Raw genomic sequence first — 18,245 nt, 5'->3', positions numbered from 1 at the left:
CCTCACGCATCCACCGCCGGTCGATTGGTTGAACTGATATCACCTGACCAGAAGGCATTTCGCGGGTTCAGGAAGTCGCTCCAGGGGATGTAATGCGAACCATCGCATGAGAAATTCAGGCCGACCAGACCGTTGAAGATATTGATGGATCCAGAGCGTAAATAAACGGTTTCATCTGCCAAGCGTAACTTGGTGAATCCATCCAGTATCGATTTGATTTTATCCTGTGGTAAAACCGCACCGGACGGGTAAGGGTGCAGGGGATAGGCGAGGCAGATATCCGGGTCTATCAGCTCCTCCACTTCCAGCATCCGGTAACGGTAGGGATCATCCACCAGCCAAAGGGTTGCCCGGCTACTGGAAAAGTGAAGCTTTCCGTGGAATACCCCCCGCTGGGCAATCAGTTCTTCCATAATGGCCATTACTTCGTCGATATGGCTGTCCAGGACACTTTTAACCCTCGTTTGCTGAAACAGCAGGCCGCGAATCGAGGGGTCGCCCTTCATTTGTCGCCATTGATCCGGCTCGTCATACAACTGCTGGGTCAACGGGAGATTGCGAAGATCAAAATCGGCACCCAGCAGCCCGATGACCTGTCCCTCTCGTCTGACCAGTTGGATTGCCGTGATACTGGGGCGTCCTGAAAGCAGGCTGATATAGGCCTCCGAAAGGTGATAGTCGACGGCCGGATAAATACTATTCAGATAGGGCCGACTGGAACGATCCCGACCGAAATGTTCCGGAAAACGGCCACTGCCGTTGATATTGTCCGATATCTGAATTGCGTCGGTGCCCAGGGCGTAGATATAAGCGCAGTAGGGAAGTTCGGCGACGTGGGTTGCGAGTACTTGGTTAATCGATTCCCGTACGGGCCAGGCATCGCTGCAGGCGTCGGCGATCCGCCCGAGAATGGGACGGATCAGCTTGCCCAGGGCGTGTCGCTGTTTACTGATGCTTTTCTGTATGGGGCTGTTCATTACCGCTGTCAGCTAAAAAAGAAATAAGAAGAAGGCATAATCAAGGAATCTTGATCCCTTCCACATCAAGAAATGCGATAAGCCGGATAAGCGGTAACCCGATCAGGGAATTCGGGTCATCGCCCTCCATGCGGCTGAACAGAGAAATACCCAGTCCCTCGGATTTAAAACTACCGGCGCAGTTGTAAGGAGTTTCCGCATCCAGATAACGTTCTATCTGCTGTTTATCAAGTTTGCGAAAATGGACGTGGAATAATTCACAGCTTGCCTGTACCTCCCCCGTTGCCGCGTTATAAAGGCATAGGCCGGTGTAAAAAGTCACCCGTTTGCCCGACACCAATGAAAGCTGTCTGATGGCATTGTCACGATTTCCCGGTTTTCCCAGTATCTGGTGGTCAATACAGGCCACTTGATCCGATCCAATCACCAGAGAATCCGGATGCCGTTTCGCAACGGCTGCGGCCTTCGCTTTGGCAAGTCGAATCACTAACTGCTCAGGGGTTTCCTGCGCCAGGCGCTGTTCATCGACCTCTGGTGCATCGACGTCGAAGTCGATGCCCAGTTTTTCCAACAGGGCGCATCGAAAAGGGGAGGTCGAACCAAGAATAATTCCTGGGTTGGTTGATTTGTGTGTGGAAATGTTGCCGTTCATGGGGAGGGGTGAGCGCTCATTCGAGTAAATACTGATTTGCTAATGCTATCAAATAACCGCTTAGCAGGGGAGGAAATGTCCGACTAATGGATGCAAAAAAATTTGCAATGTTGCAGTCATATTGCAATGTCTTGACATTTTTAAAACCTATAGATACATTGAGAAAAAGCATTGGTTTTATCAATACATAACATCCATGTAGGATATACATATTTATTATCAATGAGTTATAAATCCACACGTATCGCATAGACTTGACAAGATAGCCCCGCATCCCATAGAAATGCTGACCGTTTTAAGTCTTTGCTAATATTGAACCGTCATGCTGTAACTCAACGGATTGAGAGGGCGGGACGAAGGGGTCGAAAAAATGCACGTATCCGATCTGCTGGTTGAGGGAGTGAATCTCATGCTGTTAGGCATGGGAAGTGTGTTTCTCTTTTTAACCGTTCTGGTACTTGCGATGAGCGGGGTGTCAAGACTGGTTGCCCCCTTTGCAACTGATGACACCTATCCGAATCCGCACCGCCAGCCTGTATCAACGCCGACCGAAGAACACAAGGAGACCATTGCGGTGATCTCCGCGGCAATCAGCCGTTATCGAAAAAAACCATAAAACAGCGGTCTTAAATACCGTGCGGCAAGGCCGCTTCTTTACGCATCACTGTCTAGTTAAGCGAAACTCCTATGACCAATAACACTAAACTCGGCATTACCGAAGTCGTTCTGCGCGACGCTCATCAATCACTCTTCGCCACTCGTTTGCGGATTGAGGATATGTTGCCGATCGCGGCCAAACTGGATCAGGTCGGCTTCTGGTCACTGGAAACCTGGGGGGGCGCCACTTTCGACTCCTGTATCCGCTTTCTGGGTGAAGACCCCTGGGAGCGGCTGCGCCTGCTGAAACAGGCAATGCCGAACACTCCGCAACAGATGCTGTTCAGGGCGCAGAATATCCTCGGCTACCGGCACTATGCGGATGACGTGGTTGAGCGTTTTGTTGAGCGGGCTGCTGCCAATGGCATGGACATTTTCCGCATTTTTGATGCCATGAATGATTTGCGTAACCTGGAAACCGCTGTCAAGGCGACGCTGAAGGCGGGTAAACATGCGCAAGGCACCATCTCCTATACCGTAAGTCCAGTGCACGATACCGCTTACTGGCTGGACATGGCCAAGGGTCTGGAGGATATGGGGGCAAATTCCATCTGTATTAAAGATATGGCTGGCCTGCTGAAACCCTATGTCGCTTTCGATCTGATCAGCCAGATCCGCGAGGCTGTCTCAGTACCAATTGCACTGCACTGCCACGCTACAACCGGATTGAGTACCGCCACTATCGTCAAGGCCGCCGAGGCCGGTGTGGATATGGTGGATACCTCAATCTCCTCCATGAGTATGACTTATGGACATTCGCCGACCGAATCGGTGGTATCCATATTAAACGACACGGCGCGGGACAGCGGGCTTGATATCCATCTGCTGGAAGAGATTGCCGCCTACTTCCGCGAGGTTCGCAAGAAGTACGCAAAGTTCGAAGGCTCTCTAAAAGGGGTGGATTCCCGTATCCTGGTTGCCCAGGTACCGGGAGGCATGCTCACCAATATGGAGGGGCAGTTGAAAGAGCAGGGTGCGGCAGACCGGCTCGATGAGGTACTGGAAGAGATTCCCCGGGTTCGCAAGGATCTCGGCTATATCCCCCTGGTCACCCCCACATCACAGATTGTGGGCACCCAGTCGGTACTCAACGTACTCAATGGTGAACGCTATAAAAATATAACCAAGGAGACTGCCGGTGTCCTGAAGGGAGAGTATGGGGCAACGCCGGCGCCCGTGGACAGTGCGCTGCAGTCAAAGGTGCTTGAGGGGGCTGAACCGATCCGCTGTCGACCGGCTGACCTGCTGGAACCCGAAATGGATAAATTGACCCGGGAATTCCAGGCGATCGCTGAGGAGAAGGGTATAACGGTTGCAGAAAACCTGGTTGACGATGTATTGATCTACGCGCTGTTCCCGCAGATCGGTCTCAAATTCCTGGAAAACCGCAATAATCCGGATGCTTTCGAACCGGCACCGCAGACCGTGCAGCAGCAACCCGTGGCGACTCCTGCTCCACCCGCGCCCGTCGCGCAAGGAGCGGAATCTTACACGGTGACGGTCAATGGAAAGTCTTACAGTGTGACGGTTGCGGCCGGGGGCGAGATACAGCAGGTAATCCAGCATCAATCATCGGCTCCGGCACCCGGCACGACCGGAGAAGCGGTGCCGGCACCGCTGGCGGGCAATATCTTCAAGGTCAAGGTAGCGGTAGGCCAGCACATCAATGCGGGTGACGTGATCATGATCATGGAGGCGATGAAGATGGAAACCGAGGTAAGGGCGACTCGTGGCGGGATCGTGGAAAGAGTAGTCGCCAAAGAAGGTGAGGCGGTCCAGGTGGGTGATCCACTTGTGATCCTAAGCTGACATGAGCGGAGCAGAAGCACTCTGGCAATCCATGGGTATTGCCAATATGACCTGGGGCCAGCTATTGATGATGCTGGTGGGATGCCTGTTGATCTATCTGGCGGTTGCCCGGAAATTTGAACCACTACTGCTGTTGCCGATCGGTTTTGGCGCCATTTTGAGTAATATCCCGGAGGCGGGGATCGCCGATGCAGGCGGGCTTTTATACTATATCTATCACATCGGTATCGAAACCGGGGTATTTCCCCTGCTGATTTTCATGGGGGTAGGCGCCTTAACCGATTTCGGTGCGCTGATCGCCATGCCCAGTACACTGTTTCTGGGCGCCGCCGCCCAGTTTGGCATTTTTGCCACCCTAATCGGCGCCTTGACCCTGAATATGATTCCCGGCTTTAATTTCAGTCTGGCTGATGCCTCCGCCATCGCCATCATTGGCGGCGCCGATGGTCCGACTGCCATCTTCCTGGCTTCACGCCTGGCCCCTGATCTGTTGGGTGCGATCGCGGTAGCGGCATACTCCTATATGGCACTGGTGCCGATCATCCAACCCCCTATCATGCGCCTGCTGACCACGGAAAAGGAGCGGAGTATCGTTATGTCCCAGTTACGGCCGGTTGGCCGACTGGAGAAAATACTGTTTCCATTCACTGTCTTATTGCTATGTATCCTCTTTCTGCCCTCTGCCGCCCCTCTGATAGGCATGCTGATGTTCGGCAACATCTTAAAAGAGGTGGGTGTGGTGGACCGGCTGAGCCGTGCCGCCCAGAATGAGATAATCAACATTGTCACGATCTTTCTGGGTCTGGCCGTCGGATCAAAACTGTCGGCGGACAAGTTCCTGACGCTTGACACCCTCGGCATACTGGCGCTGGGTGCCATTGCCTTCTGTATCGGTACCGCAGCGGGGGTTTTGATGGGGAAAGCAATGTGTAAGATTAGCGGAGGTAAGATAAATCCACTGATAGGTGCTGCAGGGGTATCAGCGGTTCCAATGGCTGCACGGGTAGTGAATAAGGTTGGCCTGGAAAGCAATCACCATAATTTCCTGCTCATGCATGCCATGGGGCCGAATGTGGCGGGGGTTATCGGCTCTGCGGTAGCCGCGGGTGTATTGCTGGCAATAGTTGGAAATTGATCAGTCCAGATAACAAAGAATAGTATTCCTGGTGTAATGCCCGTCGTAGGGATGAGCGCGATACTATCCTATTGCCTGCACGCTAACATGGTGAATGCACGTTATTTTTTTGACGTTTCCCGGAACCCGTAATATCATTGCGCGCTTATGTCGTCGCGACTTCCTGAATTCATCGATCCCCGACGCCTTGCGAACCAGGGGGGCGGGTACTCCGGTACGGTGGAACTGGGTGATCTTCCCCGTTTAAGCGGGGCGCTCATGGATACTGGTGGTGTCGCTGAGTTCAATCTGGAGTTCTATAGGGACAACAGGAATCGCGCACGCATTAAAGGACAAATTCAGGCGGATCTGGTACTGGAATGCCAGCGTTGTCTGGGTGCAATGGTATTACCGGTAAGTGCCGTACTTGATCTGGCCGTTATTCAGGTGCCGGAAGAAGCGGAACGACTACCGGAGTCCTGTGACCCGGTATGGGTCGAAGAGGATACCTTGCGACTGTTGGATCTGGTGGAAGATGAGTTGATACTTGCCATCCCCCAGGTACCAAGACATGAACCTGATGCCTGCAGGGTGGCCGGCGTCAATCCGGTCCAGGGAGAGACAGCGGATCAGGAACAGGAAGATGATGCGTCAGACAAGCCGAATCCATTTGCCGTACTGGCCGGGTTCAAGTCTGATAAATAGTTTAAATTTAATTGCTTATTGTAAATCAGGAGCTTGAACCATGGCGGTCCAGCAGAATAGAAAAACTCCTTCAAAACGTGGTATGCGTCGTTCACATGATGCACTGAAGGGTGAGACCCTCTCCATCGACCCAACCTCCGGTGAGACTCATCTTCGTCATCATGTCTCTCCTGACGGTTTCTACCGCGGCCGCAAGGTTGTCAGCGGTAAGGGCGAATAAACCCTCACACCGTGGGTAGTATGATAGTGGTTCCACACAACCGTCCTTTTGGGACGGTTGTGCTTTTTTGCGCCCGTAAAAGCAGTCTAAATCCCCGAGGAAATGCAGGTGAGTGATCGGATAACCATAGCCCTGGATGCGATGGGGGGTGATTATGGCCCTTCCGTGGTAGTGCCTGCCGCAATTGACTTCCTGAAAAAAGATCGGGATGTTGACCTGATCCTGGTAGGGCGGGAAGAGGCGATAAAAGAACATCTGCAGGGGCATCGACCGGATAGTCGGCTGCGAATCATTGCCGCTTCCGAAGAGGTCGGCATGGATGAATTGCCGTCCAAGGCCCTGCGTGGAAAAAAAGACTCATCCATGCGCGTGGCCATCAACCTGGTGAAAGAAGGGCAGGCGCACGCTTGCGTCAGCGCCGGTAATACCGGCGCTTTGATGGCCATTGCCCGCTTTGTCCTGAAAATGCTTCCCAATGTGGATCGCCCCGCCATCATTACCGCGTTACCGTCCATGACCGGGCACACCTGGGTGCTCGATTTGGGGGCTAATGTTGAAAGCAGTTCAGATCACCTGTTTCAGTTTGCCGTGATGGGCAGTGAACTTGTTGCTTCGGTCGACGAAGATATCCCCAATCCACGCATAGGGCTGCTGAATATAGGGCAGGAAGAGATCAAGGGAAATGATCAGGTGAAGCGGGCCGATGAACTGTTGAGTAACAGTTCGCTCAATTATATTGGATATATTGAAGGCGATGGTGTCTATACTGGTGAAGTCGATGTGGTGGTGACCGATGGATTTGTCGGCAACATCGCACTGAAAAGTGCGGAAGGTGTCGCCAAGATGATCGCTCACTACCTGAAAAGCGGCTTTAAACGCAATATATTTACCAAGCTGGCCGGTTTGCTAGCCATGCCGGTGATCAACGGCTTCCGAAAGAAAATCGATCCGCGACGATATAACGGGGCCAGCCTTTTGGGATTGCGTGGAATTGTGATCAAAAGTCATGGCGGAGCCGATGTGCTGGCCTTCAATCATGCCATCCACATGGCCAAAAAGGCCGTCCATAACAACGTCCCTGAGCGCATCGCCCATGGGGTCGAACGTCAACTTGAAAAAAGGGCAAGCGTGTGACCTATTCCCGCATTATCGGAACAGGCAGTTATCTGCCTGAGAAAGTACTCACCAACGACGACCTGGCAAAAATGGTCGATACATCAGATCAGTGGATCAGGGAACGCACTGGCATACACAAACGTCATATTGCGATCGATGGTGAGACCACTTGTGACCTGGCCGAACATGCGGCGCGAAATGCAATTGCGGCCTCGGGCAAAGATGTCTCGGATATTGACCTGATTGTGGTGGCAACAACCACTCCGGACCAGATATTTCCCAGCACCGCCTGCCTGTTACAGAGTCGTCTGGATATCCATGGTTGCGCCGCCTTTGATGTGCAGGCCGTTTGTACCGGATTTATTTATGCGCTGAGTGTTGCTGATAATTTTATTCGTGCAGGAAACGCCACTTGTGCGCTGGTAATCGGCGCGGAAACCTTTTCGCGTATTCTGGACTGGCAAGACCGTGGTACGTGCATCCTGTTTGGTGACGGTGCCGGAGCGGTCGTCATAGAGAAAAGTGATGAGCCGGGTATTCTCTCCAGCCATTTGCATGCGGATGGTGATTACGCGAATCTGTTACAAGTCCCTGAAGGTGTTTCCAAGGGCTATGACGTGGTCAGGCAAAACGCCGCCTTCGTCGAGATGAAAGGTAACGAGGTGTTCAAGATGGCCGTGAACACACTGGGTCGAATCGTTGATGAAACACTGGATAAGAACGGCATGAAAAAATCTGATGTGGACTGGCTGATACCACATCAGGCCAATATCCGCATTATTCAGGCCACCGCACGTAAACTGCGTATGCCGATGGAACAAGTCGTGGTTACTGTCCATGAACATGGTAATACCTCGGCAGCCTCGGTCCCGCTGGCACTGGATGTCGCGGTTCGGGACGGAAGGATCAAAAAGGGAGAAACCCTGTTGATGGAGGCCTTCGGTGGCGGTTTTACCTGGGGTTCCGTACTGGCAAAGTTTTAACGGATTCGTAACACGGTTGGAGAGAAAGATGCTTGAGAACGAAATTGCGCTGGTAACCGGGGCAAGCAGGGGTATCGGTGCGGCCATCGCCTTGGGACTCGGGGAAAAAGGGGCTACGGTCATTGGAACGGCAACTTCTGAAGCCGGTGCGGCCGCAATTACTGCCCGAATCAATGAGGCCGGTTTCAAAGGGGAGGGGATGGTGCTGAACGTCACCGACCCCGCATCCATTGACAGTGTGCTGAAGGCTATCGCAGAACGTTTCGGTGCCCCCGGCATCCTGATCAACAACGCCGGTATCACGCGGGATAATCTCCTGATGCGGATGAAGGATGATGAGTGGGATACCATTATGGATACCAATCTCACCTCGATATACCGGCTTTCCAAGGCCTGTCTCCGCTCAATGATGAAGGCGCGCAAGGGACGCATTATCAGCATTGGCTCCGTGGTTGGTTCTACCGGAAATGCCGGCCAGACCAATTATGCGGCAGCCAAGGCGGGCATGATCGGTTTCACCAAATCCTTGGCCCGTGAAGTGGGCTCACGTGGCATCACTGTCAACGCAGTTGCGCCCGGTTTTATCGATACCGATATGACCCGGGAGTTACCCGAAGAACAGCATAAAAAACTGCTTTCAGAGATTCCGCTGGCTCGCCTTGGCGCACCAAAAGAGATCGCTAACGCCGTGATTTTCCTCGCTTCATCAGCTGCGGATTACATCACCGGTGAGACTTTGCACGTCAATGGCGGTATGTATATGGGGTAAACCCTAATAATTATCCATTCATTCAACCATCATGGATCGAATGTATCGGATTGTTTTTACAAGTTTTTTTTATCACATCAAAAAACAAGAAATTAAAGGCCAATTTGCTTTGAACTTTTGAGGTTTGATGAATACAATACCCGTCGGTCGTGTGACAAGCCGACCATATTTTTTTACCGGAGGAATTTAAGAACATGAGCTCTGTCGAAGAACGTGTTAGGAAGATAGTTGTTGAACAGCTGGGTGTATCTGAAGATGAGGTGACCCTGGAAGCCTCTTTTGTGGACGATCTGGGTGCAGACTCTCTTGACACTGTCGAGCTGGTCATGCAACTGGAAGAAGAGTTCGGTACTGAAATTCCAGATGAAGACGCTGAAAAAATCACCACTGTTAAGTTGGCAGTTGAGTACATCAACGCACATAGCTGATTCACTCTCACCCGTCTAAATACAAGGCCGCACAGCCGTCAATAGCGACTGGTTGCGGCTTTTTGCTTTATTAAGGTCCCAATAGGGGGTAGATCTCAGATGTCTGAAAGAAGGGTTGTTATAACCGGGTTGGGTATGGTGGCGCCGGTTGGACACACAGTTAAAGAGTCCTGGGAGAATATTCTTGCAGGAAAGAGCGGTATTCAGCCGATTACTCATTTCGATATTGAACCTTTCAGCGTCCATTTCGGCGGTCCAATCTATGGATTTGACGTGACCCAGTATGTTCCCAAGAAGGATGTGAGAAAAATGGATAAGTTTATCCATTACGGCATAGCCGCCGGCTCACAGGCCATTGAGGATTCCGGACTGGAGATCAACGATGAGACTGCCCCGCGTATTGGCGTGGCGATCGGTTCCGGTATTGGTGGTATCACCGGTATCGAAAACAGCTACCACGCCTATCTTGATGGCGGACCAAGAAAGATTTCACCGTTCTTCGTTCCCGCGAATATTGTCAACATGGTCGCGGGAAATCTCTCAATTAAATACGGATTGAGAGGTCCCAACTACTCCATTGTATCCGCCTGCAGTACCGGCACGCATAATATTGGTGAGGCGACCCGCCTGATTCGTCATGGCTATGTCGATGCCATGGTGGCTGGTGGCGCGGAGATGGCGACCTCGCCGGTCGGACTGGGCGGTTTTGCCGCTGCCCGTGCACTTTCTACCCGTAACGACGATCCTCAGGGTGCAAGCCGGCCATGGGATCGTGACCGCGATGGTTTCGTGCTCAGTGATGGAGCAGGCGTCATGGTGCTTGAAGAGTATGAAGCGGCCAAGGCCCGCGGTGCCAAAATCTATGCCGAGATCGTCGGTGTGGGCATGAATTCCGATGCCTATCACATGACAGCCCCGTCCGTGGGTGGTGAGGGCGCCAGCGAGTGCATGCTGCTTGCGCTTAAGGACGGTGGAATCAACCTGGAACAGGTGAACTATATCAATGCCCACGGCACCTCGACGCCGGCAGGTGACGTTGCCGAAACGCTTGGTGTGAAGCGAGCATTTGGCGATCACGCCTATAAGCTGGCAGTCAGTTCGACAAAATCCATGACCGGCCACATGCTCGGAGCCGCCGGCAGTGCCGAGGCGGTATTTACCGCGCTGGCTATTCGTGATCAGGTCGCGCCTCCCACCATTAATCTGGAAAACCCGGATCCGGAGTGCGATCTTGACTACGTGCCGAATACCGCCAGAGAAATGAAAATAGACGTGGCCATTTCCAACTCCTTTGGCTTTGGCGGGACCAACGGCACGTTGGTCTTCCGACGTGTTTCCGACTGACCTGCTGTTGGTCGGATTACCACTCCTTGTACAATAAAAAACGCCTACTGCTAGGCGTTTTTTATTGGCGGGGCTTTCAATCAGGGGCGGTTCCAACTATCTTTCCTGTCGATAGTCCCGTGAAACCCAATCAAGACACTCAAGAGGCATACGTTTGTTAATCAACGGCAAAACCGAAACCCAGGTTGAGGCAACTGATCGTGGATTGCAGTTTGGCGACGGATTATTCGAAACCGTCGCCATTAAAAACGGACAGCCCTGTCTCTGGCGACGACACATGGAAAGGCTGCTGAGTGGCTGTTCCCGTTTGGGTATTACACCACCCGACTCCAGCCAATTGTTTGACGAAGTCATCAAGGAACTCGGTGAAGAGCAGCAGGGGGTGATAAAGATTATTATCACCCGTGGGCCAGGTCGGCGAGGTTACCGCCCACAGCCCAATGGTGAGCCTACCCGTATTATCAACTGGAGCAAGGAACCGGTTTTTCCGGAACAGGTTTATCAACGTGGAATAGTGGCGCGGTTATGTGCAACGCGTCTTGGCTGGAATCCGGCATTGGCCGGGCTGAAACATCTCAATCGCCTCGAGCAGGTACTGGCCCGATCCGAGTGGCATGACCCATCAATTCAGGAAGGCCTGATGATGGATGCCGCCGATAGAGTTATTGAGGGAACCAGCTCAAATTTGTTCACCGTTCAGGATGGAAAACTCTATACCCCTGATCTTAGTCGTTGCGGTGTGGCTGGCGTCATGCAGGGTCTGGTGATTGAAGTGGCTGAAGAGCTTAATATTCCACTCATTATTACCGATATTTCACTGCAAGATGTTTGGGTGGCCGATGGCCTCTTCGTTTCCAATTCGCTTATCGGTATCTGGCCGATCCGGGAGCTCTCAGGGCAGGATTTTGCGGTAGATGCTATACCGGGAAAACTGATAGAGACTGTTTTGACACGGGGCTACAGCAATGAATGACCTCTTTTCCTTCTCTAAACAGGCCCAGATCCGGTAAAGTCTTACTGATGTTTTATCGACTACTTGGAATCCTTGTTCTTGGGGGAAGTTTTGCTTTCGCCTGGGTGATGATGTCACTCAATAGCTTCAGTGAGAATCCGATACTGTTGCCCGAGACCGGGATTGCCTACGAGCTTCAGCCAGGCACCTCGCTCTCCGCTGTTGCAAAGGACCTTGAACAACGAGGTTATTTGCAGAGTGCATTCTATTTCCAACTGATGGCCCGACTGGATGGCCAAGCCAGTAACATCAAGGCCGGGGAATACCATCTTCAGGCTGGATTAACGCCTAAATCATTGCTGGCATTGCTGGTTTCAGGGCAAGTCGTGAGTCACACTCTCACCCTGGTGGAGGGATGGAATTTCCAGCAGGTATTGGCGGCCATATCCGGGCATGAAGCCCTGAAAAAGACCCTTGTCGGTCTCTCCGATGAAGAGATCATGGCCAGGCTTGGATCTCCCGACATGCATCCGGAAGGGCGCTTTTTACCCGATACCTACCATTTTCCCAAAGGCACCACCGATCTGGACTTCCTGAAGCGTGCCCAGCGCGCGATGGAACAATTACTGGCGCGAGAATGGGCTGAACGGGAGCCGGATCTGCCACTCACCACACCCTATGAGGCACTGATACTCGCCTCTATTGTGGAAAAAGAGACCGGGCAGGCAGCGGAGCGTCCGGAGATTGCCGGTGTATTCATCCGCCGGCTCAAAAAAGGGATGTTATTGCAAACAGACCCGACGGTAATTTATGGAATGGGGCCGTCATTTGACGGAAATATCAGGCGTAGTGATCTGCGCCAGGATACGCCTTACAATACCTACGTCCACAGAGGCCTGCCGCCGACCCCCATCAGCATGCCGGGAGCAGATGCCCTACATGCCGTATTACACCCGGCCAAGGGCAGTAGCCTCTACTTTGTGGCCAAGGGTAATGGCTGGCACTATTTTTCCGATACGCTGGCTGAACATAACAAGGCCGTAAGAAAATACCAGCTTAAGCGATAGCAACATATGGCAGTCACCAAAGGAAAGTTCGTTACGGTCGAGGGAGGCGAAGGAGCCGGTAAAAGCTCCAATCTGGCCTTTATTCGTGATCTGCTGGAACAATCGGGTCTTGAAGTGGTTTTTACCCGTGAGCCGGGTGGGACCGCCCTGGGCGAGGACATTCGGGATCTTCTGTTGGGTCACAAACATACCGGCATGGCCAGGGACACCGAATTGATGCTGATGTTTGCAGCCAGGGCGGAACATCTGGCGCGGATTATTTTGCCGGCGCTGAATGCGGGTAAATGGGTGCTTTGTGACCGTTTTACCGACGCCTCCTACGCCTATCAGGGAGGAGGGCGTGGCATTGACATGTCACGGATTCAGGCATTGGAGGAGTGGGTGCAGCAGGGACTCAAACCTGATCTGACCCTGTTACTGGATCTGCCGATAGAGACCGGTCTTGATCGTGCGGGACAACGCTCGGAGCCTGATCGTTTCGAGGTGGAACAGCACGCCTTTTTCGAACGGGTCCGTTCAACTTATCTGGAAATAGCCAACCGGGATAACCAGCGTGTCCACATTATTGATGCGGCAGTGCCGCTGGTTCAGGTTCAAGAGCAGATCCGCGCCATCATGAATCAGTTTATACAGGCAGAACTCCATGGATGAGAATCTGTCAGTGGATGTGAAAGATGCCGCTGTGCTGCCTTGGCAGGAGGCTAACTGGGACAGGCTTTCCGCTGCGAAAAAATCGGGACGCATGCCCCATGCGCTCCTGTTGACCGGTGGCGTGGGACTGGGCAAATCCTGGTTTGCCCATCGCCTGGCAGCAGCTCTTCTATGTAACGATCCCCTGGAAGATGGCAGGCCCTGCGGTAGCTGTCAGAGTTGTCGGCTTCTACGTGCAGAGACACATCCGGATTTCACCTGGATACAGCCTGAGGAGCCAGGCAAGGCGATCAAGATCGATACCATCCGGGAGTTTACCCAAAAAGGGGCGCTCACCAGCCGCTCCGGTGGGTTCAAGTTAATCATCGTAGAGCCTGCGGATGCATTGAATACCGCAGCGGCAAACAGCCTGCTGAAGACCCTGGAAGAGCCGGTTGAGCGTACGGTTATCATTCTGGTAACTGCCAATGCCGGCCGACTGCCGGCGACAATTCGCAGCCGTTGTCAGCGCTATCATTTTGCGCCACCGGATGAAGGTACCGCGCTTACCTGGCTAGACAAACAGGTTCAGGATACCGCGAATTCCCGATTACTACTCTCACTGGCCTCGGGCGGCCCCTTGTTGGCGGTTAAATATGCCCGGGATGGCATCCTGGCAGAGCGCGCCAAGATGATTGATGAGCTGGTGGCGATGTTGCAAGGTACGCAGGATCCTATCCCCGTGGCCCAACGCTGGAGCAATCTGGAACAGGATGGCGTCGTCAAATGGTTCAGTGGTTGGGTGATAGACCTGATCCGGGTAAAGATTGCCGCGGAATCTGCCAATATAATTAATGTTGATCAAAGGGAGTGCTTGCAAGCGCTGGCGCGAAAGGTAAACTCTAAAAGACTGTATGCACTGATGGACCGACTGTTTGACGCAAACCGGACACTGGGTGCCCAGCTGAATACACAGATGCAACTGGAAAGCCTGCTGCTGGATTGGGCGGGCATTGGCGTTGAGTGAAATTGGTATGTCTGTAACGAATGCACCAGCGGCTCGACAAGGCATTCTCTCTTTGACCATCAAGGACAAGAATGCCCTGTACGCGGCCTATATGCAGTACGTCAAAAATGGCGGTCTTTTTATTCCTACCAATAAAAAGTACAGCCTGGGCGATGAGGTATTCATGCTGTTGACCCTGATGGAGGAGACAGAGCGCATACCCGTGGCTGGAAAAATTATCTGGATCACACCAGTAGGGGCTGAAGGTAACCGTGCAGCGGGTATCGGCGTCCAGTTCAGCGACCAGGATGGCGGTATGGCCAGAAACAAAATCGAGGGCTATCTTGCCGGCGCCCTTAAATCCGATCGTCCGACGCACACCATGTAGGCTTCCCGCCCGTCCACTTTATTCGATAGATTTAAGAGATCGTAATGCTTGTCGACTCTCACTGTCATCTGGACTGCCTGGATCTGGCGCCTTTTGGCAACAGCTTTGAGAAACTGCTCGAATCCACCCGTGAAGCAGGCGTGGGGCATATGCTCTGTGTTTCGATAGATCTCGAGAACTATTCCTCCATGCTGGCATTGGTCGAAGATCAGCCCGATATCTCTATTTCCGTTGGCGTACATCCGAATGACCGGGATCGCCAGGAACCCAGCCCCGAACAGCTGGCCACACTGGCCCGGCACCGAAAAAATGTCGCCATCGGAGAAACCGGGCTAGACTATTTTCGCAGCGAAGGTGATCTCGAATGGCAAAGAGGGCGTTTCCGGCGCCATATCGCCGCGGCTAAACTGTGCAAAAAGCCGCTGATTATTCATACCCGCGCCGCCAGGGAAGATACCATCGATATCATGCGGGAGGAGGGGGCTAGTGATGTTGGCGGGGTGATGCACTGCTTCACGGAAGATTGGGAGATGGCCAAACAAGCCTTGGACCTTGGCTTCTATATCTCATTTTCCGGGATCATCACCTTTAACAGCGCGGCCGACCTGCGTGACGTGGCGAAGAAAGTACCTGAAGACAGAATCCTGATCGAGACGGATTCACCCTATCTTGCACCAATTCCGCATAGGGGAAAACCCAATGTTCCGGCCTATGTAGGGTATGTGGCAGACAAGATCGCAGCCATCCGCGGACTCACACGAAAACAAGTAGAAACGCTCACAGCAGATAATTTTAATAGATTGTTTTTTACAATTTGAATATATAGTTAGGGTATATATTTAAACTATTTCTTAAGTGTCTTTGGCCGGGAGTTTTCGTCCAGTCCCACGTAAGTAATGGAGGCGAGGGCGACGCGTCCAACAGTGTGAGGATTCCTGTCGCGCTCGGCATAGACTTCAACCTTGACCCTTATTGAAGTATTTCCCATACGCTCCACCTCAGCGTAACAGCTTACCAGGTCACCCACATGGACCGGCTTTTCAAACTGAAAGTCATGCACGGCCACTGTCGCCACTCGGGTATCGGCTACCTGCATGGCGATAATGCTGCCGGCAATATCCACCTGTGACATTAACCAGCCACCGAAGATATGCCCTGAAGGGTTGGTATCTGCTGGCATCGCAAGTACTCTGACGGTTAACTGACGTTCGCCGGGGTTACGCTCTTCTATAGGGTATTTGCTCATAATATGTCTCACGTACTCACTGAAATAATATATCGTGTTATCCGATAGTACATTGTTATTAATAACTTAGTATTTATAGTTAAAGTTATTCATTGTTTATTATTTGATCCAGTATCCGAATTGCGTCATGGAGTTTCTGCTCTCCAGTATAAAAATGAGGTGAGAATCGAATGCCGCCTCCACGGAGTGCACAGATGACATGGCGTCTCATCAATTCCCGGTAAATCTTCTCGTGATCCCCAGCAAGCACCTTAAATGTCACGATTCCAGAGCGCCGCTCCTGGTCAGGAGCGCTGATTAATTCAAGTTGATTGTGTTCAGAAATCAACCGGATCAGCAGATCAGTATTACGCAGAACATTCGTCGATATCGTCTCAAGGCCGATCTCTCTTATGAGTGAGATACTACTGTTAAGTGCATGAATACCCAGCATATTGGGGCTGCCACACTCGAAACGACGGCCACTATCGGCAGGTGTGGTTTCGAGAGTATCGTAATTTCCGGCTGATTCCAGCATATGCCAGCCGAATTGGTTCAGTTCAAGATCTTCCCGGATATGTTTACCCGTATAAAGCAAGGCAACACCTTCCGGCCCAAGCATCCATTTATGGCCATCAGCAACGACAAAGTCTGCCTTGATCTGGTCGAGATCAAAGTCCAGGGCCCCGAGGCTCTGAATAGCGTCAACACAAAATAAGATGTTGTTTTTATTGCAATAATCACCGATGCGCTGCAGATCCATTTTCAATCCTGACGCATATTGAACTGAACTTACGCTAATCAGCCGTGTGTTTTTATCACAAGCCGCAAGCAGGGCGGCTTCAGGTTCCTGGCCACCGGTAGGTTCAATCATTCTGGCCGCTACGCCATAGCGTTCCAGGCTTTGCCAGACAACCCGGTTTGAGGGAAATTCCTGTTTCAGAAAAACCACATTCTGGCCGTTTCGCCACTCAATCCCGTGGGCAATGGTTGACAGTGCCTCAGAGGTGCTTTTTTGAATAGAGATATCATCAGAAGACGGCGCATTGATTAACCAGGCGAGATTTTCACGTAGCTGGCGTTCTGTATCCAGCCACTGCAGATAGTTAGTTGCGCCCAGGCTACTGTTTTCATTGGCAAATTGTTTAACAGCATCTGCCGTACACAAAGGCCAGGGTGACACGGCTGCGTGATTCAGATAGATAAGATCATCATTCAGCCCGAATAGATTTTGCGATATGTTCATTTAGACCGTCATTACCAATTTACGGGGTTTAAAGTGCAGAATAGCGGTCTTTTATATGATAAAGCCAGTCCGGGCGTGTTTTGCTGGGTATTATTGTATTGCGCATAATACATATTATGTTAAATGATATGTCTGTGAAATTAACATTATTACGGATTAATGGCCCAGCGGTATAGCTAGCGGGTTTCATGACGACGAAAGCTTGTTATGCCACCAGACTCAAATGGGCATCGATGACATCCCAGGGGGCCTGTAAGGTGCCCGATTCCGTACGCTCCAATAAATCCACCTCTTCCAGTGCTCGGATGTCGCCATGGACATTCTTGTAGTCACGTGCCAGTGTCGTCGCTAGTGCCCGTACACTCATCGGACCTTCTTGGCGGAGGGTTTTCAGCACTTCCAGGCGACGTGGCGTAATCACGGCCAGCAGCATGGAAAGATCCTCAAAGTTCAGGTGAACTTCAGTTTCCGACTGTTCACCCCGTTCTGCCCGCTGCCAGGCGTCCACAAAGCGGTCGAATCCACGATCAGGGGCTTCAGTGCCAATATGGATATGCTGTTTAGTCATCTTGATTACCTCGCAGTTGTTCGATGTCGCCTTTAAAATCAACCATGAGTTGTTGTACGGATACCCAGGAGTAGGCCTCCTCGCGCTCATTCCCCTCGCCATCGCGATAGTGGCGGTGATCACCTTTACCTTGCTCGTTGTCGTATCGCACCAGACACTGGCCGGGTTGACCGTAATAAAGCCGGTATTTCAATCCATGAGGTCGTTCCGCATCGGGTGCTGGTAGCCGCCAGATCACCATTTCACGGATGGCACCATCGCGGTAGACGTACTTGTCCTTGAAAAGTAATTCCGCCTTCATATGGTAAACAATACCATATGGCATTTATCAGTGACAGCGGTGTTCAATTATATCCATGATATGGGATGGGGAGTAGTATATGCGGACG

At 52.0% G+C, this 18,245-nt stretch carries 22 protein-coding genes; 16 read left to right on the top strand and 6 right to left on the bottom strand.

Annotated features, from left to right (window positions below):
* Positions 1 to 2: 2 nt before the first annotated feature.
* Positions 3 to 977: a PDC sensor domain-containing protein gene (locus ACHZBF_RS08795; RefSeq protein ID WP_029134644.1), complete on the bottom strand. Its 975-nt coding sequence runs from the start codon at positions 975 to 977 to the stop codon at positions 3 to 5.
* Positions 978 to 1,017: 40 nt separating this feature from the next.
* Complete coding sequence (locus ACHZBF_RS08790; protein WP_321528218.1) at positions 1,018 to 1,629, bottom strand: Maf family protein; 612 nt, start codon at positions 1,627 to 1,629, stop codon at positions 1,018 to 1,020.
* A gap of 370 nt (positions 1,630 to 1,999) precedes the next feature.
* Between ACHZBF_RS08790 and ACHZBF_RS08785 the strand changes: the two genes are divergently transcribed.
* From ACHZBF_RS08785 to ACHZBF_RS08710, 16 genes are all read left to right on the top strand, one after another.
* Positions 2,000 to 2,245 (top strand): OadG family protein, encoded by a 246-nt coding sequence (locus ACHZBF_RS08785; protein ID WP_273437507.1) that lies wholly within the window; start codon positions 2,000 to 2,002, stop codon positions 2,243 to 2,245.
* Positions 2,246 to 2,316: 71 nt separating this feature from the next.
* Positions 2,317 to 4,095, top strand: a complete 1,779-nt coding sequence (oadA, locus tag ACHZBF_RS08780; RefSeq protein WP_029134641.1) for a sodium-extruding oxaloacetate decarboxylase subunit alpha — start codon at positions 2,317 to 2,319, stop codon at positions 4,093 to 4,095.
* 1 nt (position 4,096) lies between these two features.
* Positions 4,097 to 5,230: a sodium ion-translocating decarboxylase subunit beta gene (locus ACHZBF_RS08775; protein WP_029134640.1), complete on the top strand. Its 1,134-nt coding sequence runs from the start codon at positions 4,097 to 4,099 to the stop codon at positions 5,228 to 5,230.
* A gap of 147 nt (positions 5,231 to 5,377) precedes the next feature.
* On the top strand, positions 5,378 to 5,914 hold the full coding sequence (locus ACHZBF_RS08770) for a YceD family protein (RefSeq protein WP_273437511.1): 537 nt from the start codon (positions 5,378 to 5,380) through the stop codon (positions 5,912 to 5,914).
* A gap of 40 nt (positions 5,915 to 5,954) precedes the next feature.
* Positions 5,955 to 6,134 carry a 50S ribosomal protein L32 gene (rpmF, locus tag ACHZBF_RS08765; protein ID WP_029134638.1) on the top strand — a complete coding sequence of 60 codons (180 nt, stop codon included), beginning with the start codon at positions 5,955 to 5,957 and terminating at the stop codon, positions 6,132 to 6,134.
* A 108-nt stretch (positions 6,135 to 6,242) separates the two neighbouring features.
* Positions 6,243 to 7,268, top strand: coding sequence for a phosphate acyltransferase PlsX (gene plsX, locus ACHZBF_RS08760; protein WP_321528217.1), 1,026 nt, complete (start codon positions 6,243 to 6,245; stop codon positions 7,266 to 7,268).
* Positions 7,265 to 8,233: a beta-ketoacyl-ACP synthase III gene (locus ACHZBF_RS08755; RefSeq protein ID WP_029134636.1), complete on the top strand. Its 969-nt coding sequence runs from the start codon at positions 7,265 to 7,267 to the stop codon at positions 8,231 to 8,233. Before plsX ends, ACHZBF_RS08755 begins: the two co-directional genes overlap by 4 nt.
* A 28-nt stretch (positions 8,234 to 8,261) precedes the next feature.
* Positions 8,262 to 9,002: a 3-oxoacyl-ACP reductase FabG gene (gene fabG / locus ACHZBF_RS08750; RefSeq protein WP_029134635.1), complete on the top strand. Its 741-nt coding sequence runs from the start codon at positions 8,262 to 8,264 to the stop codon at positions 9,000 to 9,002.
* A gap of 194 nt (positions 9,003 to 9,196) precedes the next feature.
* Positions 9,197 to 9,430 (top strand): acyl carrier protein, encoded by a 234-nt coding sequence (acpP, locus tag ACHZBF_RS08745; RefSeq protein ID WP_029134634.1) that lies wholly within the window; start codon positions 9,197 to 9,199, stop codon positions 9,428 to 9,430.
* A 99-nt stretch (positions 9,431 to 9,529) separates the two neighbouring features.
* Positions 9,530 to 10,774 (top strand): beta-ketoacyl-ACP synthase II, encoded by a 1,245-nt coding sequence (fabF, locus tag ACHZBF_RS08740; protein WP_029134633.1) that lies wholly within the window; start codon positions 9,530 to 9,532, stop codon positions 10,772 to 10,774.
* Positions 10,775 to 10,928: 154 nt separating this feature from the next.
* Positions 10,929 to 11,747, top strand: coding sequence for an aminodeoxychorismate lyase (pabC, locus tag ACHZBF_RS08735; RefSeq protein ID WP_029134632.1), 819 nt, complete (start codon positions 10,929 to 10,931; stop codon positions 11,745 to 11,747).
* 47 nt (positions 11,748 to 11,794) lie between these two features.
* A complete protein-coding gene (gene mltG / locus ACHZBF_RS08730; protein ID WP_321528216.1) occupies positions 11,795 to 12,793 on the top strand; it encodes an endolytic transglycosylase MltG in 999 nt (332 codons plus the stop codon).
* Positions 12,794 to 12,799: 6 nt separating this feature from the next.
* Complete coding sequence (gene tmk, locus ACHZBF_RS08725) at positions 12,800 to 13,444, top strand: dTMP kinase (protein WP_029134630.1); 645 nt, start codon at positions 12,800 to 12,802, stop codon at positions 13,442 to 13,444.
* Entirely contained in the window at positions 13,437 to 14,450 is a 1,014-nt protein-coding gene (locus ACHZBF_RS08720) for a DNA polymerase III subunit delta' (RefSeq protein ID WP_051302609.1), read from the top strand. Before tmk ends, ACHZBF_RS08720 begins: the two co-directional genes overlap by 8 nt.
* Before the next feature lie 7 nt (positions 14,451 to 14,457).
* The gene (locus ACHZBF_RS08715) at positions 14,458 to 14,817 is read left to right on the top strand and encodes a PilZ domain-containing protein (protein WP_029134628.1); all 360 of its coding nucleotides are present in this window, start codon (positions 14,458 to 14,460) and stop codon (positions 14,815 to 14,817) included.
* 44 nt (positions 14,818 to 14,861) lie between these two features.
* Entirely contained in the window at positions 14,862 to 15,635 is a 774-nt protein-coding gene (locus ACHZBF_RS08710; RefSeq protein WP_273437528.1) for a TatD family hydrolase, read from the top strand.
* A gap of 26 nt (positions 15,636 to 15,661) precedes the next feature.
* Here the strand turns inward: ACHZBF_RS08710 and ACHZBF_RS08705 are convergent, their stop codons facing one another.
* The 4 genes from ACHZBF_RS08705 to ACHZBF_RS08690 form a co-directional block, all read right to left on the bottom strand.
* On the bottom strand, positions 15,662 to 16,063 hold the full coding sequence (locus ACHZBF_RS08705) for an acyl-CoA thioesterase (RefSeq protein WP_029134626.1): 402 nt from the start codon (positions 16,061 to 16,063) through the stop codon (positions 15,662 to 15,664).
* 85 nt (positions 16,064 to 16,148) lie between these two features.
* A complete protein-coding gene (locus ACHZBF_RS08700; protein ID WP_037375961.1) occupies positions 16,149 to 17,288 on the bottom strand; it encodes an aminotransferase class V-fold PLP-dependent enzyme in 1,140 nt (379 codons plus the stop codon).
* A 205-nt stretch (positions 17,289 to 17,493) separates the two neighbouring features.
* On the bottom strand, positions 17,494 to 17,856 hold the full coding sequence (locus tag ACHZBF_RS08695; RefSeq protein ID WP_029134624.1) for an HVO_A0114 family putative DNA-binding protein: 363 nt from the start codon (positions 17,854 to 17,856) through the stop codon (positions 17,494 to 17,496).
* Positions 17,849 to 18,157 carry a toxin-antitoxin system TumE family protein gene (locus ACHZBF_RS08690; RefSeq protein WP_029134623.1) on the bottom strand — a complete coding sequence of 103 codons (309 nt, stop codon included), beginning with the start codon at positions 18,155 to 18,157 and terminating at the stop codon, positions 17,849 to 17,851. Before ACHZBF_RS08690 ends, ACHZBF_RS08695 begins: the two co-directional genes overlap by 8 nt.
* Positions 18,158 to 18,245 lie beyond the last annotated feature (88 nt).

This window comes from Sedimenticola selenatireducens (assembly GCF_963675335.2).
Taxonomy (GTDB): domain Bacteria; phylum Pseudomonadota; class Gammaproteobacteria; order Chromatiales; family Chromatiaceae; genus Sedimenticola; species Sedimenticola selenatireducens.
The sequence above is the reverse complement of the archived record's forward strand: the minus strand, read 5'-3'. Positions and strand labels throughout refer to the sequence as shown.

Excerpts from the sequence above, each read along its gene's own strand:
- ACHZBF_RS08795 (WP_029134644.1), bottom strand. The coding sequence starts at position 977 with ATGAACAGCCCCATACAGAAAAGCATCAGTAAACAGCGACACGCCCTG.
- ACHZBF_RS08790 (WP_321528218.1), bottom strand. The coding sequence starts at position 1,629 with ATGAACGGCAACATTTCCACACACAAATCAACCAACCCAGGAATTATT.
- ACHZBF_RS08785 (WP_273437507.1), top strand. The coding sequence starts at position 2,000 with ATGCACGTATCCGATCTGCTGGTTGAGGGAGTGAATCTCATGCTGTTA.
- oadA (WP_029134641.1), top strand. The coding sequence starts at position 2,317 with ATGACCAATAACACTAAACTCGGCATTACCGAAGTCGTTCTGCGCGAC.
- ACHZBF_RS08775 (WP_029134640.1), top strand. The coding sequence starts at position 4,097 with ATGAGCGGAGCAGAAGCACTCTGGCAATCCATGGGTATTGCCAATATG.
- ACHZBF_RS08770 (WP_273437511.1), top strand. The coding sequence starts at position 5,378 with ATGTCGTCGCGACTTCCTGAATTCATCGATCCCCGACGCCTTGCGAAC.
- rpmF (WP_029134638.1), top strand. The coding sequence starts at position 5,955 with ATGGCGGTCCAGCAGAATAGAAAAACTCCTTCAAAACGTGGTATGCGT.
- fabG (WP_029134635.1), top strand. The coding sequence starts at position 8,262 with ATGCTTGAGAACGAAATTGCGCTGGTAACCGGGGCAAGCAGGGGTATC.
- acpP (WP_029134634.1), top strand. The coding sequence starts at position 9,197 with ATGAGCTCTGTCGAAGAACGTGTTAGGAAGATAGTTGTTGAACAGCTG.
- fabF (WP_029134633.1), top strand. The coding sequence starts at position 9,530 with ATGTCTGAAAGAAGGGTTGTTATAACCGGGTTGGGTATGGTGGCGCCG.
- mltG (WP_321528216.1), top strand. The coding sequence starts at position 11,795 with ATGTTTTATCGACTACTTGGAATCCTTGTTCTTGGGGGAAGTTTTGCT.
- tmk (WP_029134630.1), top strand. The coding sequence starts at position 12,800 with ATGGCAGTCACCAAAGGAAAGTTCGTTACGGTCGAGGGAGGCGAAGGA.
- ACHZBF_RS08720 (WP_051302609.1), top strand. The coding sequence starts at position 13,437 with ATGGATGAGAATCTGTCAGTGGATGTGAAAGATGCCGCTGTGCTGCCT.
- ACHZBF_RS08715 (WP_029134628.1), top strand. The coding sequence starts at position 14,458 with ATGTCTGTAACGAATGCACCAGCGGCTCGACAAGGCATTCTCTCTTTG.
- ACHZBF_RS08710 (WP_273437528.1), top strand. The coding sequence starts at position 14,862 with ATGCTTGTCGACTCTCACTGTCATCTGGACTGCCTGGATCTGGCGCCT.
- ACHZBF_RS08705 (WP_029134626.1), bottom strand. The coding sequence starts at position 16,063 with ATGAGCAAATACCCTATAGAAGAGCGTAACCCCGGCGAACGTCAGTTA.
- ACHZBF_RS08700 (WP_037375961.1), bottom strand. The coding sequence starts at position 17,288 with ATGAACATATCGCAAAATCTATTCGGGCTGAATGATGATCTTATCTAT.
- ACHZBF_RS08695 (WP_029134624.1), bottom strand. The coding sequence starts at position 17,856 with ATGACTAAACAGCATATCCATATTGGCACTGAAGCCCCTGATCGTGGA.
- ACHZBF_RS08690 (WP_029134623.1), bottom strand. The coding sequence starts at position 18,157 with ATGAAGGCGGAATTACTTTTCAAGGACAAGTACGTCTACCGCGATGGT.